This is a genomic window from Psychrobacter sp. SZ93C1 (assembly GCF_015864635.1).
Classification (GTDB): domain Bacteria; phylum Pseudomonadota; class Gammaproteobacteria; order Pseudomonadales; family Moraxellaceae; genus Psychrobacter; species Psychrobacter fozii.
Window position 1 is genome coordinate 573,348 of the sequence record NZ_JADYWY010000001.1, and the last position, 14,409, is coordinate 587,756.

Here is a 14,409-nt window from a genome sequence, read left to right on the forward strand (position 1 = left end):
AATCTCTACTCCGCCATCTCACTATGCGCCTTCACATCACCTTTCTTACCATCTGGCACAATCACGATAGGTAGCACCAACCCTTTAGCGAAATCATCAGCAAACACATAGTCATAGCTACTGGCAGCGATGTCGGGCGTGGTATGAATGATAAGCGTCATGTCTTCGCTATCGGTTAGCTCATGCGAGACATAGGTCTCACTCAGCTGATCCAAGGCTTTTGATAATGCCTCGTTACTTGCCATGCTCACCGTCAGATTATGCTGCGCCGTAGTATTATCCACTTTAAAGTAATCTGCATAGTCCTGCACATTTTGGCTATCGAGCGCAAACGGATACTGATAATTGGTGATATCAGCAGGTGCTTCACCACTCGCGACTAGAGACCAGTCGACAGTGTTTTCCGCTACTTCTGAACTTTCTGCGGTCGTGACAGCAGCTTCAGAGGTTTGGTCAGTCGTCTCAGTATTGTTGTCACAACCTGTTAACGCCCATATACTGGCCGTCGTAATTATCAATGTACTCATTAAGCGCTTAACCATCGACGTATCCTCTTGATTGATCATCATCGTATTGTATATATGCGCTATTTTGACAGCTTTCATTATGGTTCTCTATAGAAATGCAGTAAACAAACGATTGTTATACCAACATCCATAAGATAGGCAGATTATATAAATAGCCAGATTGTATAAAGATGCGCACAAAAAAACAGCCACCTTATGATGACTGTTTAATGTGTACTAGGGCGTGTCCTCATTTTAAAAATGGTAATAAAAATGAGATAAATTGCAGTCAAACAAGGAAAATAGTGCAGATAATATCGAGATATTAGTCAGCTATTTGACACCGTTTGGCAAGATTTAGCCATTTTTAACCCATTTAGATAACTATCGATTGAATTGAGAACACGCCCTAGCGCTTTCTACTTATGATTATTTTACTAGATTTGGCAGCTGACGTTATACTCTGTACCATCTGCCCATTTGATAGCGAAGATGCCTTTGTCTTCTTTCATGTGCCATGCATAGACCGCGTCTGGGCTTGAATCATTGACATAACTTGCGACATGATCTTGCGCATCACCATTTAGGATAACTGGCTGTGATGCCCATTTTACTTTAGGTAATGTCACGTTTAGCATAACTTGTTTCTTATTAATAGATTGTTTTGCCGTGATGATACTGTCATCAGTACAAGTATAAGGCGCTGGTGCCATACGATCGTACGCAGCACTAGGCATGGTCTCTGATGCAGTTGTATCTGACTCAGGCACGTCTGATGTATTTGGAGTAGTCGGAGCAGTAGTCGCACAAGCGCTTAATAGGGCGAGGGCAGGTAGGGCTGCGACAATTTTGGTAAGGGTGTTCATGGTTTTCTCCAAAGATATAGACGGTATCATGTAATTATATTTAAGTATGCGTTAAGCTTATAGCCATATAGTACCCAAAACAAACCTAGGTAAATGTTAGAAATTGTTTGTTACATGTTTGCTTTGTCACACAATTGCTGACTAATGTAATGTCTCATTGTGAGTGTTTTGGAAGACAATTAAAGTAGAGAATGATACTAGCTAAAACCAATCTCACACACATAAAAAAGCGTCTATCAACAAGTGGTTGATAGACGCTTTTTTGTTTTACTTAACATGCTCTGAATTGAGCATGCATTTCTATATCATGAACGCTACTTGGTTTTGCGCGGTGGCAGACCCGTATGTTGGGTTTGGAAGTTACCCTTGCTGACACGCTTTTTGGTATTTTTGCTGGCTGTGTTTTTACCCGCAGCGCCTTTAGCTGACACACTGTTGTTTGACGAGCCATTACTACGCTTCACTGAGTCATTGCCAACACGACTGTTCTTTTTACGCGCTGATTGATAGCTGTCTTGTGCGGCATCGCGACCTTCTAAACTGGCATTAAATGGTGGAATCAAGCAACCACGGTTTTTACCAATCAAGTCACTACGTCCCATATCTTGTAGTGCTTTACGCAACATTACCCAGTTTTTTGGATCATGATAGCGCAAGAACGCTTTATGCAGTTTGCGCTGTTTGCCAGATTTGACGATATCCATGTCACCTTCATCACGACTGACCTTATGTAGCGGATCTTTGTGCGTGTGATACATGGTGGTCGCCGTCGCCATCGGGCTAGGATAGAATGCCTGTACTTGGTCAGCGCGGTAGCCATGACTCTTGAGCCAAATAGCAAGATTCATCATGTCTTCATCTTTGGTGCCTGGATGCGCAGCAATGAAATAAGGAATCAGATATTGCTCTTTGCCTGCTTCTTGGCTGTACTGTTCAAACATGGCTTTGAATTTATCGTAGCTGCCCATGCCCGGTTTCATCATTTTTGATAGCACGCCTTCTTCAGAATGCTCTGGCGCAATTTTCAGATAACCACCGACGTGATGACTGACCAATTCTTTGACGTATTCAGGGTCTTTAACAGCCAAGTCATAACGTAAACCAGACGCGATCAGAATCTTTTTCACGCCTTTGATATCACGTGCTTTGCGATACAATTTAGTCAGATTACTGTGATCGGTGATTAGGTTTTCGCAGACGTCAGGGTATACACAAGAAGGTTTACGGCAGTTCTTCTCAATCGTCTCATCTTTACAGCTTAGGCGGTACATGTTTGCTGTTGGGCCACCAAGATCCGATATCACACCCGTAAAGTTAGGAGCGGTATCACGAATGGCTTCTACTTCGCGCAAGATAGAGTCTTCTGAGCGGCTTTGAATAATGCGACCTTCATGCTCAGTGATCGAGCAGAACGTACAACCACCGAAACAACCACGCATGATATTGACCGAAAACTTAATCATGTCATAAGCAGGGATACGCGCATCGCCATAGCTTGGGTGTGGCAAGCGGGCATACGGCAAGTCAAAGACGTAATCCATTTCTTCGGTTGATAGTGGCACTGGTGGCGGATTCAACCACACGTCAATTGAGGTGTGTGAGTTGCCTGCACCGCTGCTGTGACGCTGTACTAGCGCACGGGCATTACCTGGATTGGTCTCAAGATGCAAGATACGGCTAGCATGAGCATAAAGCACTGGGTCAGATTTGACGTGCTCATAATCAGGCAGACGAATGACGGTTTGTTCACGTGGCGGCATTTTTAGCTTATGCTTGCGCGCCGTCATCGGCTTATTGTTTCTTCCCTCAGCAGTATCAAAGCCGCGCATTTGTACCACTTGCGTCTCTTCATCCACTTGGTCAGCATTGATGATTTTATTGGTGACCGGTTCAGCGACGAAACCCTGATACTGCGATGACATTGAAGACATGGCTTGGCCAACAGGCGAGTCGCTCGGTTTTTCTTGCTCGATAGAGCATTGATCGACGTCTTCAGTCATGACGTAAGGGTTGATAATCGGATCAACACGACCGACCGTATCGACATCATTACTGGCGACTTCGGTCATATCGTCTTGCCAATGGCGCCGTGTTGGTGTCAATAGATATGACGTACCACGTAGCTTACTCATTTGCTCAAAGCTATAGCCTTTAGACAAACCATGTACCACATCGACGATGGCGCGTTCAGCATTACCGTACAATAAAACATCGGCACGGGCATCCATCAAGATACTACGACGGACTTTATCCGACCAGTAATCATAATGAGCGATACGGCGTAGACTGCCTTCGATACCGCCTAAGATGATTGGCACGTCAGGATATGCTTCGCGGCAGCGCTGGCTGTAAACGATAGCGGCACGGTCAGGGCGCTTATTGGCCACGTTACCTGGTGAATAAGCGTCATCGCTACGAATCTTGCGATCAGCGGTATAGCGGTTAATCATGCTATCCATGTTGCCTGCGGTCACGCCGTAAGCATAGACAGGTTTGCCCAGTTCCATAAAGGCGTCTTTGCTCTTCCAATCTGGCTGAGCAATGATACCCACGCGAAACCCTTGCGACTCTAATAGACGACCGATGATCGCCATACCAAAGCTTGGGTGATCGACATAAGCGTCACCTGAAATGATGATGACATCACAGGCGTCCCAGCCCAAATCATCCATCTCTTTGCGACTCATAGGCAGATAGGGCGCAGGCTCGTAGCAGCTCGCCCAGTGTTTGTCGTAATCGAAAAGAGGTTTTGTGCCTTGTTTAAAGGCGGTGCGGGCGATGGTATCGGCAGACATGGGCGGACCTGTTGAATAGAAAAATGGCACTAAAAAAAGCCGTTATTTATTAAAAATATTAACGGCTCATTTAAAAGCGCTCATTTTAACATGAATCCAACTCACTATGCGACCTATTCTACGATGGGCGATTAATGATAAGTTATTGATAGTGTGGAATAATCTATAAGTAAAAAGGTTCCTAAATTGTTAGAAACCTTTTTGATTTAACCTGTTATTCTTGATTTACCCTGTCATAAGTACAGAAAACTGACTACTCTAATAGCTGAAACGGAAAGGTAACCACGTCAAATGCTAGGGCAAAAGGTAGCAATACAAGCTTCTGCGCCGTATTTGCGCCGCTACTAGATACGTGGCTCTGCGTGGTTTTTGAATAAAAACTCACCATATAAGGCTTAGATAAAGGACGGTAATTTGACTGGATCATGCTTAGATTACTGACCTGCGGATAGATAGCACCTTTGACTGGGACACTGAAGCAAAAGCGTTGGGCATTGATGCGCTGATCACTGGCTGAGGTACATTCTTTACCACTGTTTTGCAAAAAGAACTGATAGTCAGAGCGCTTAAATTCGTCTTTTAACTTGGCATAAGAAAGCTTCATCTCTCCCTGAAAATAACCATCATTATTTGGCACATAAAAATTCATGTCGTTATCGACTTGGATATTTTTGGGCGTCAAGCTACCCAGTAAGCTGATCATCTCTGTCCCACCTTGGGTCAGCACGTAGCTGTTTTTTTCACCAACGATAACCATGGACGCGTTTGGCATTTTTGGTAATGCTTGAGCGGGACGACCAAAAGCAATGATCTGATCTTCAGACAACACATTTCTGGTGGTACTGGTGCTGGTATGACTGTCACTGTCTAATAATGAGCTAGTGGCACAGCCTGAGGTCGCTAGCAACGCTGCTAGTGAGGCACCCATAATCACTGCTTTTGAGTTGAATTTGGCTGGTAATGCAGTGTGACGCTTATCGCTTTTACTGGTGCTTTCTAGTTTGTCTGCAGGTGTGCCTTTAAGCTGAGTCATGCTCTATTTCCTTGTCTATGATGATTGACTATCGACTATTGATATTGATATCTCTGTTTGATGGTTATTATCAAACTTTCGTTGATATGGTACATGGTTTAGACATGCCTTATCTACTCATTATTTATATTCTATTGAACAAAATACTTGAGCCGCTGCTAATGAAATAGAACAGAAGCTAAGTATCAATTTCGTATTGGGCATCTTACTTTTATCAGTTCGTATCATAGCGTTTATTTGATGCTAGATGAATAATTACAGGTCTGTTTCGATTAAAGGGTGCTCTTTTTTTAGAGTAGCTATTTTATTTTCCCAATGCCCAAAGTACGTTTTGGCATGCGCTTTGCTTTCTCTTTCGTAGAGTCTATTGATTTAGATGGGCTCATAAAAACAATACATATATAAATACCATAAAGTCGATAATTGTTTGGAGAAGTAAAGTGAAAGCATCCTATTTTAGCTTGGGCAAGGTATCTGTTTTATGTACCTCCTTCTGCTCTAAAGTACTGTTGATGAGCGCAGTACTGTTTGGGATTATGTCTAGCGCAACGGCTGCTGAAGAAGCGACTTTGACAGTGGCGCAGTTACTTGAGTATCAGAATATTGCATGGATTATTTGGGGCGGAGTGCTAGTGTTCTTTATGCAGGCAGGATTTGCATTGTTAGAGAGCGGATCGGTACGTGCGAAGAACACGGTCAATGTCATGATGAAAAACTATACCGATATGTGTATCGGTGGTTTGGCCTTTTATTTGGTTGGTTTTGGGTTGATGATGGGTACCAATGACTCAGGGTTCTTCGGTACGGATCACTTTATGCCAGTGAATTTGTCTAATATGGACTGGGCATTGATGTTTTTCCAAATGATGTTTGCTGCCACAGCCGTTACGGTAGCGAGTGGGGCAATGGCGGAGCGAGTATCCTTTATAGGCTACGCGGTGGCTGCATGTCTCATTTGCTTGTTCATTTATCCTGTATTCGCCAGTTGGGTCTGGGGTGGTTATTTCGGTGGTACGGGCTGGCTAGCTGAGCTTGGGTTCATTGATTTTGCTGGCTCTACGGTGGTTCATTCTATCGGTGGATGGCTAGCGCTCGCGGGTATATTGGTCATTGGCCCAAGATTAGGTCGTTTCGCACCTGATGGTACACCACGGTTGATAGCGGGTCACAATATGACATTGGTTGCACTTGGTGGTTTTATCTTGTGGTTTGGCTGGTTTGGGTTCAATGCTGGTTCCACACTATCTATCACTGGCAATATCGGCCTAATTGCCGTCAATACATTCGTAGCAGCGATTAGTGCGGTAGTGAGTTATATGCTCATCTCAAAAGCATTGAACAAAGCCATTTTGCTCAGTGATAGTGTCAACGCCAGTTTGATTGGTTTGGTATCCATTACCGCAGGCTGTGCGACAACGACGCCTATCTTCGCCGTTATCATCGGTGCAGCTGCTTCCGTAATCTATATCTTATCGACACAAGCGTTGTTGAAACTAAAAATCGATGATGTGGTCTCAGCCGTTGCAGTTCACGGTTTTGGCGGTGCATGGGGCACGCTTGCGGCTGGATTGTTTTATTCAGACGACTTATTCAATTTATCACGTGTGGGTGTACAAGCGCTGGGTGTGGGTGTGGCGTTAGTCTGGGGATTAGGCTTGGGACTCATCATGTATAAGTTGATTGATGTCAGCTTTGGATTAAAAGCCAGTCGCTTGCATGAGCAGCGCGGCCTAGATTATACCGAGCATGCAGAGATTGGCTATCCAGAGTTTCAAAAGCAAATGTTCGATGCCAAAAACTTAACAGAGCGACATTTATAGGAGAAAACTGATGAATATCGACACTCAATCAGTAAATCAAACCGTGTCCGCGATGGCAGTTGTACTGGCAAAATACTTAAATCCTGAAGAGGTGCGACTGCTCACCACGCATTGGCAGCGGCACTCGACGGTATCTGTAAAAATGATGCAGCAGTGCGTTTTAGATGCGACGCGACGCTATCCTGAGCTACAAGAACACAAGTCTGATATTCGTAAAGGTTTTTGGAATACGATGCAGACAGACCATCAGCAGGTGGTCGAAGAGAGCGGTAGTAGTGTAGAAATTGATGAACAAAAATCTATTTCTGAAATGCTTCAAGCTTTTTATACGGTGATGGAAGCCATTGGTAGTCAGCTAACAGAATCAGACAAACGCAGTTTTTTTCATATCATGCACCAAACTGTCGCGAAAGAACGCACCTTTAAAGGGCATTCTATCGACATTAATCAGTTCTTGGAAGGTGCGCGGCCAATCGTACCTGACAATGAGCATCTCTTGAATAATTTGATTCAGCTTGCTTATATTTGCTTGTGCGATATTGCTGGCCCTGTAGAAGCAGATGAAATATTTTTTCGGGTTGCAGAGACTGCCAAGCAAACTCATCCGAGGGCCGTGGTCGAAAAGCTTTTTTAATACCTATTTGAATGAGAGCTTTGATATGAGACTGGGGCGTGTCTTTAGTCACTGGATGTGATCTAAAATAATGACATCTATTTATGAATTATGACTGATTAACCATAATTAATAAGTCATGAGCAATCAGCCATGACACGCCTTGAGATTAATCTAACGTAATCTTTGTGCCACTCTTGGTGAAATTCATCACAAACTGACTTTTAAAGTGGCGCACGTTATTTTCATAAGTTAGCAAGCCTGTGGTGAAACGATGATATTCGCTCATGTTTTTGGCATTGACCATCAACATAAAATCCGCATCACCTGATACTTCATAGCAGCTCATGACCTGTGGCTGCGAATGCATTAAGCGCTCAAACCGATGCTGCATCGACGTGTTTGAGCGTGCCATTTCTATCATTACTACTGCTGTCAGTCCATAGCCGACCTTATTAGGATCGACAATAGCGACCTGCTTGGTAATCACGCCATTGTTCGTTAACGCTTGGATACGGCGCTGCGCTGTAGCGATAGACACATGGACATGCTCTGAGACAGTTTTCAAAGGTAGCGTGGCATCCTCTTGCAGCAAATTCAAAATAGCTTTATCAATGTCATCCAAAACTTGGCTCACGGTATTTACCTCCCAAAATTCTACAAAGAACACTGCTAAAAAATCTGTTATTAAATCTATTATCACTATAATTCAAAAACCGATAAATAATTAAATTATTAATAGGTTTTTAGATAATCTTACTCATATAAAGGTAATTATAGAAATAATATATCGTAAGGCGTAAGTAAAATAGAACCTATCAACCAGTAGTTAGCTATGGACCATCACTGTGCTGACCATTGATTTGCTTAACGACTACTATTTTACGGTGCTACCTATGTCTATTTCTATATTATCTAATGCGTTTGCCAATACATTGGCAACCACAGTGTCGCGCATACCTTTACCTGCGATTTGGACAGCGGGCAGCACTCAGCAACGTACGTTAATATTGGGTGTGGTGTTGGCTGTATTGTCTAATATGCTGTTCGGTATTCTTTATGCCTATAGTAGCTTTTTAGCGCCGTTATCAGGGACGCAAGTTTTCATCTGGCGTATGCTCGCGATGTGGGTGGCACTGGTTGGTTATTTGGTTATCAGTGGTCGTTTAGGGTTGCACATTGATAAGTTAAAGGCATTACGAACGGCAAAGCAGTGGGCTTGGCTGTTATTACCGACGCCTATATTTCTGAGTCAATTTTGGCTATTTATGTGGGCACCAGTTAATGGTCAAGGTGTACAAACGGCCATGGGTTACTTTTTATTTCCGCTCACCATGGTGTTGTTTGGTTGCCTATTATTTGGCGAAAAGTTAAGTCGTCTACAGTGGTTGGCAGTAGGCTTTGCAGCATTAGGAGTGGGTAGTGAAATTGTACGCACACAAAGCATATCGTGGGCGACGCTATGGGTCTGTGGCACGTATCCGGTCTATTATATTTTACGTCGGTTGCAGGGTATCGGTGCGGTGACTGGATTGTTGGTAGATTTAAGCATTTGTGCGCCATTTGCGTTGGCTTACTTATTGGTTTTTGCACCGAGTAGTTTGGGGTTGGTGAGTGGTTCTGCCTTCTTTATCATGATGATTGCTGGGCTGGGTGTACTGAGCGTGTGGGCGATGAAAACTAACGTTGACGCCAGTCAAATGCTACCTGTAAATGTCTATGGCATGATGAGTTATCTGGAGCCTGCGCTATTGTTTGTCTTAGCGATTACCGTATTGGGCAATCCATTTGAATCAGCGATGATTTACAGCTATGGTTTGATTTGGGTCGGCATTGCCTGCTTGATTGCTCATGGCATTCGTCAATTGCGCCAAGCTTGTAGAAATATGCAATCTTTGGCAAAAGAGGCGATCTCGTAAGAAAGCGAGTCATTTGCTAACTAAATTAAGGACAAATAAAAGATAAATAAAAATGGACGATTCAGCATAATGTGAATCGTCCATTTTTGTATTAGATTAAACTGGCTTCGTTTAAGAGGCTATCGTTAATTCAATGTAGAGGTGGTACAAGGCAACTGAGCGCAGACGTATATAACATACTTCGAGCGAAGTTAACGCTATAACACCTCTATAGTGGATTTGACTGTATTAATCTAAATGTTGTTTAAAGCCACGTTGCTTATCACGTTCCCAATCGCGATCTTTTAATGTTTTACGCTTGTCATGTTGTTTCTTACCGATGGCAAGACCAATCTGGCATTTCACCAGCGAGTTCTTCCAGTAGCAAGACAACGGCACGCAAGCATAACCTTTTTGGTTGATTGCCCCAGCTAGTTTTTCGATTTCGCGGCGATTGAGGAGCAGCTTACGAGTACGAATGCTGTCTGGGCTAACGTGCGTTGAGCTTGATAGTAGTGGTTGAATGTGCGCACCAAACAAGAAAGCTTCGTTATTGCGAAATATCACATACGCTTCAGTAATGGTCATCTTACCTGCGCGAATGGCTTTGACTTCCCACCCTTGTAGGGCAAGACCCGCTTCAAACGATTCTTCAATAAAGTATTCATGGCGCGCCTTTTTATTGGCACAAATCTGATTCTCAGGTTTTTTTGATTTCTTTGACATGGTTTCCTCGTAAGGATTTCTAAGAACAACATGGTTGTCCTCACCTATAATTCCTCATCCTAATTCGCTTGTTTAGCGTGTTTTTTATTTAAAAAATAAGCAGGATGAGTCGAACCAACCATTGTAGCAAAGCCTCCGATAAAAATGTAAGTCAGCTGTTAGGACAAATGTAGCAGATAAGTATTAAGTTTGAGCAAAATTTGCTAGCATATAGTCCAATATTACCGACTATGTTAGCCATGCTATGAGCCTTCCTGATTCCCCCAATTCTTCAAAGTTACACACCAAAATTTTATATCCAGGTACCTTTGACCCTATTACTAACGGTCATGTGGACTTAGTCACACGTGCGACTAAGCTGTTTGACGAAGTCGTTATTGCCGTTGCCTCAGGGCATCATAAAAAGCCGTTGTTCAACTTTGAAGAACGTGTCGCTTTAGTTGAGACCGTATTCGCTGACTTACCACAAGTATCCGTGGTTGGCTTTGAGGGTTTGCTCGTCGACTTTATGCGTGTTCAAGGAGCTGCTGCTGTCTTGCGTGGTTTGCGAGCCATGTCAGATTTTGAATACGAATTCCAGTTAGCCAACATGAACCGTGAGCTTGATGAAAATTTTGAAGCGGTATTTTTGACGCCAGCACCGAATTATTCCTTTATCTCATCGACCATGATTCGTGAAATTGCCAAACTTGGTGGCGATGTCACTAAATTTGTACCTACTTGTGTGTCTGATGCCTTTACAAAAAAACTGGTGATTCAAGACAGCTAGCCTTTTAATAGGCCAACAGCTGCAGCATATAGGCTAAAAACCAACCGTAAGGAGCCGTTCATGGCACTACTGATTACTGATGAGTGCATCAACTGTGATGTGTGCGAGCCTGCGTGCCCCAATGAGGCGATATCAGAAGGGGATGATATTTATGTTATCGACCCTGACTTATGTACCGAGTGCGTTGGGCATTTTGATGAGCCACAGTGTGTGGTTATTTGTCCGGTTGACTGCATCCCTCATGATCCTAATCATGTCGAGACAGAAAGCGATTTGTTGTCTAAATATAAACGTATTACTGGTCAATAAATAGCCCATACATTATTAATGATATTTGGGTTCGAAGCGCTTTAGGAACAATGTAATGACGATAAATGCAAACCAGATAACGAGCGATTTTGATCAACAACATCTCTGGCATCCATATGCTAGCCTGCCACCTACTTATCCAAATATCGTTATCGATCGTGCCGAAGGTATTTATATCATTACCGAAGATGGCACGCGCCTTATCGATGGCATGTCGTCATGGTGGGCAAGCGTTCATGGTTACAATCATCCCAAACTGAACGACGCTATTATCGAGCAATTGGGTAAAATGGCGCATGTGATGTTTGGTGGTTTGACCCATCAGCCAGCGATAGATTTGGGTCAGAAATTACTCGACATTGTGCCTGCTGGACTTGATGCGATTTTCTATGCGGACAGTGGCAGTATCGCAGTAGAAGTGGCGTTAAAAATGGCACTTCAATATCAAGTGGCTGCCAAGCGATCGAACAAGCAGCAGTTTGCCTCTACACATTCTGGTTATTATGGTGACACGTGGCATGCCATGAGTATTTGTGATCCTATTAACGGTATGCATAGCCTATATGGGAAGCAATTACCAACGCAGCATTTTGTCGCAGCACCACCGTTAGGGTTTGAGCGGGCTTTAACAGAATCTGATCGCGTTGCCCTCACAGCATTTTTTGATGAGCACAGCGATAAGCTGGCAGGTTTTATTATCGAGCCAATTATTCAGGGCGCAGGCGGCATGCGTTTTTATAGTCCTGAGTATCTGCAACTGCTGCGTCAACTGTGCGATGAGCACGATGTACTATTGATTGCGGACGAAATTGCCACTGGTTTTGGTCGTAGTGGTAAGCTATTTGCGTGTGAGCATGCAGCCATCAGCCCCGACATTATGACGATTGGCAAGGCGCTGACGGGTGGCTATATGACTTTTGCCGCAACGTTATGTACCCGAAAAATTGCCGATACCATTCATAATAGTGACTATCCAGCCCTTATGCATGGCCCTACATTCATGGGAAATCCACTGGCCTGTGCGGTTGCGTGTGCTTCGATTGATTTGATTATGTCTTATGATATTGAAGCGCGTATTGCAAACATGCAACGCACGATGGAGCAGCAGCTAGCCCCCGCCGCGTTGTTAGAGGGTGTGACTGAAGTACGTTGCTTGGGTGCAGTCGCCGTCATTGAATTACGAGACGCTGTTGATATGCCTATTTTTCAGTCCTTATTGATTGAGAACGATATCTGGGTCAGACCATTTGGAAGATTGGTGTATATCATGCCGCCTTATGTCATCACCAATACTGAGCTTGAGACCTTATGCCAATCGTTACTACATGTAGTGACAATTTATCTGGCACAAGTTTCGAATTCAGCTTCAAATATTGAAGTTTAGCAAAAACTCCCTGCATTATAGGCCAGTCAATTTCTTGTATAAGGTGTGCTATGAGTGTTTTATTTGTCTCAGGTATCGATACTGATATCGGTAAAACTTATGCCACTGGCATCATTGCCAAATTATTAATGCAGCAGGACGTCAACGTCATCACTCAGAAGCTGGTGCAAACTGGCGTGACAATGAATGCCAATACTGGCGAGATGGGCATTGCTGACGATATCATTACCCATCGTCAACTAATGGATATTCCTCTACAGCCATGTGACCTTGATTTTACCACTTGCGCTCATCGCTATGAAAAGCCTGCATCACCGCACTTAGCCACTCGATTATCAGGGGAAGTGCTAGATCCTGAACTGATTACTAATGCCACCAAACGATTGCAAGCTGATTATGACTTGGTATTACTAGAAGGCGCGGGTGGATTACTGGTACCAATTACAGAGCATTTATTAATTTTGGATTATATTGCTACTCAAGGTTATCCCATTATTTTGGTTACTTCTGGTCGTTTGGGCAGTATTAATCATACATTACTGAGTTTAGAAGCAATAAAAGCCCGTGGGTTATCTGTACATAGCATTATTTATAATCATATCCATGACGATGCTGACAATACGGATACCGAGATTGCGAATAGCACTGTGGATTTTTTGCAAAATTATTTAGCTGCGAATTATACTAAGGCTCATTGGGTACAGATACCAGCTCTAAAAAACCAAATGTCTGTTAATACAGAGATGCTTAATACTGAAACGCTGTCAGAAAATGATTATTTATCTTTGCCCAAAGGTTTTATTTAACCTATTTGTACCGATGCTAAAAATAAATCCAAAAGACGTTCGCACTCTGCCATAAGTTTGTTATACTAGCGCGCTTGGTAGACTAGGCAATCGCCGCTGCACACTGGCAACAGACATGCAGGGGAGGAAAGTCCGGGCTACATAGGGCAGCGTGCCAGCTAACGGCTGGGCAGGGTAACTTGACGACCAGTGCAGCAGAGAGTAGACCGCCTTTGGCTTATATGAGTATCGCAAGATGTTCATGTCATCGGTAAGGGTGAAAGGGTGCGGTAAGAGCGCACCGCGTGGCTGGTAACAGTTCACGGCATGGTAAACTCCACGCGTAGCAAGACCAAATAGGCATCGGCATGGCGCGGCCCGCGTTCGATGCGGGTAGGTTGCTTGAGCGTACGAGCGATTGTACGCCTAGAGGAATGATTGTCCACGACAGAACCCGGCTTATCGGTTTACCAAACCTTTTTTAATGGCCTAACATAGTATTAAAAAATCTCGCTGTTAATTATTAATGACGATATTTTTAATATTAGGTCAAGTTTTTTGGAAAAAGTGCTTATTAGGGGTTGACGATAGTCATCTGCTTAGGCATAATAGCCAACCTAAAATGGCGATGTAGCTCAGCTGGTTAGAGCGCATGACTCATAATCGTGAGGTCAAGAGTTCAAGTCTCTTCATCGCCACCATTTATAGATACTTTATTAGTATCAACTAAAAAACCAATCTATTGAGATTGGTTTTTTTTTGCCTAAAATAAACGGCAGAAGTACGTATTGATGGTTAAGTAAATCGAATTTTTGTCTATCATTACTTACTGATTTCTTACTAAATCATAGGCTTATCTGTTTATACACAGATTAATTGTTGTAACTTATGTCGCGCTTACTTAT

The 14,409-nt window shown here is 43.4% G+C and carries 13 protein-coding genes, 1 tRNA gene and 1 other RNA gene; 9 read left to right on the forward strand and 6 right to left on the reverse strand.

Features of this window, described 5'->3' with window-relative positions; translation table 11 throughout:
- Nucleotides 1-5 precede the first annotated feature (5 nt).
- The 4 genes from I6E83_RS02450 to I6E83_RS02465 form a co-directional block, all read right to left on the reverse strand.
- Nucleotides 6-605 carry a hypothetical protein gene (locus I6E83_RS02450; protein ID WP_227680771.1) on the reverse strand — a complete coding sequence of 200 codons (600 nt, stop codon included), beginning with the start codon at nucleotides 603-605 and terminating at the stop codon, nucleotides 6-8.
- 338 nt (nucleotides 606-943) lie between these two features.
- Nucleotides 944-1,372: a hypothetical protein gene (locus I6E83_RS02455; RefSeq protein ID WP_197099828.1), complete on the reverse strand. Its 429-nt coding sequence runs from the start codon at nucleotides 1,370-1,372 to the stop codon at nucleotides 944-946.
- A 314-nt stretch (nucleotides 1,373-1,686) separates the two neighbouring features.
- On the reverse strand, nucleotides 1,687-4,167 hold the full coding sequence (locus I6E83_RS02460; RefSeq protein WP_197099829.1) for a YgiQ family radical SAM protein: 2,481 nt from the start codon (nucleotides 4,165-4,167) through the stop codon (nucleotides 1,687-1,689).
- Between the two features lie 253 nt (nucleotides 4,168-4,420).
- A complete protein-coding gene (locus tag I6E83_RS02465; RefSeq protein WP_197099901.1) occupies nucleotides 4,421-5,095 on the reverse strand; it encodes a hypothetical protein in 675 nt (224 codons plus the stop codon).
- Between the two features lie 617 nt (nucleotides 5,096-5,712).
- Here I6E83_RS02465 and I6E83_RS02470 point away from each other — a divergent pair.
- Both I6E83_RS02470 and I6E83_RS02475 read left to right on the forward strand, forming a co-directional pair.
- Entirely contained in the window at nucleotides 5,713-7,020 is a 1,308-nt protein-coding gene (locus I6E83_RS02470) for an ammonium transporter (protein ID WP_197099830.1), read from the forward strand.
- 10 nt (nucleotides 7,021-7,030) lie between these two features.
- Nucleotides 7,031-7,654 (forward strand): hypothetical protein, encoded by a 624-nt coding sequence (locus I6E83_RS02475; RefSeq protein ID WP_197099831.1) that lies wholly within the window; start codon nucleotides 7,031-7,033, stop codon nucleotides 7,652-7,654.
- 148 nt (nucleotides 7,655-7,802) lie between these two features.
- Here I6E83_RS02475 and I6E83_RS02480 read toward each other — a convergent pair whose 3' ends face one another.
- The gene (locus tag I6E83_RS02480) at nucleotides 7,803-8,270 is read right to left on the reverse strand and encodes an Lrp/AsnC family transcriptional regulator (protein ID WP_197099832.1); all 468 of its coding nucleotides are present in this window, start codon (nucleotides 8,268-8,270) and stop codon (nucleotides 7,803-7,805) included.
- A 259-nt stretch (nucleotides 8,271-8,529) separates the two neighbouring features.
- Between I6E83_RS02480 and I6E83_RS02485 the strand changes: the two genes are divergently transcribed.
- Nucleotides 8,530-9,552 carry an EamA family transporter gene (locus I6E83_RS02485; protein ID WP_197099833.1) on the forward strand — a complete coding sequence of 341 codons (1,023 nt, stop codon included), beginning with the start codon at nucleotides 8,530-8,532 and terminating at the stop codon, nucleotides 9,550-9,552.
- 228 nt (nucleotides 9,553-9,780) lie between these two features.
- Here I6E83_RS02485 and smpB read toward each other — a convergent pair whose 3' ends face one another.
- Complete coding sequence (gene smpB, locus I6E83_RS02490; RefSeq protein ID WP_197099834.1) at nucleotides 9,781-10,257, reverse strand: SsrA-binding protein SmpB; 477 nt, start codon at nucleotides 10,255-10,257, stop codon at nucleotides 9,781-9,783.
- 244 nt (nucleotides 10,258-10,501) lie between these two features.
- Here smpB and coaD point away from each other — a divergent pair, with 244 nt between their 5' ends.
- The 6 genes from coaD to I6E83_RS02520 all read left to right on the forward strand — a co-directional run bounded on the left by coaD (nucleotide 10,502) and on the right by I6E83_RS02520 (nucleotide 14,205).
- On the forward strand, nucleotides 10,502-11,026 hold the full coding sequence (coaD, locus tag I6E83_RS02495) for a pantetheine-phosphate adenylyltransferase (RefSeq protein WP_197099835.1): 525 nt from the start codon (nucleotides 10,502-10,504) through the stop codon (nucleotides 11,024-11,026).
- Between the two features lie 60 nt (nucleotides 11,027-11,086).
- On the forward strand, nucleotides 11,087-11,335 hold the full coding sequence (locus I6E83_RS02500) for a YfhL family 4Fe-4S dicluster ferredoxin (protein WP_021814308.1): 249 nt from the start codon (nucleotides 11,087-11,089) through the stop codon (nucleotides 11,333-11,335).
- 55 nt (nucleotides 11,336-11,390) lie between these two features.
- Nucleotides 11,391-12,719: an adenosylmethionine--8-amino-7-oxononanoate transaminase gene (gene bioA, locus I6E83_RS02505; RefSeq protein ID WP_197099836.1), complete on the forward strand. Its 1,329-nt coding sequence runs from the start codon at nucleotides 11,391-11,393 to the stop codon at nucleotides 12,717-12,719.
- A gap of 50 nt (nucleotides 12,720-12,769) precedes the next feature.
- Nucleotides 12,770-13,525 (forward strand): dethiobiotin synthase, encoded by a 756-nt coding sequence (bioD, locus tag I6E83_RS02510; protein WP_197099837.1) that lies wholly within the window; start codon nucleotides 12,770-12,772, stop codon nucleotides 13,523-13,525.
- Nucleotides 13,526-13,599: 74 nt separating this feature from the next.
- An RNA gene (gene rnpB, locus I6E83_RS02515) (RNase P RNA component class A) lies at nucleotides 13,600-13,982 on the forward strand.
- 146 nt (nucleotides 13,983-14,128) lie between these two features.
- Nucleotides 14,129-14,205, forward strand: a tRNA-Met gene (locus I6E83_RS02520).
- Nucleotides 14,206-14,409 lie beyond the last annotated feature (204 nt).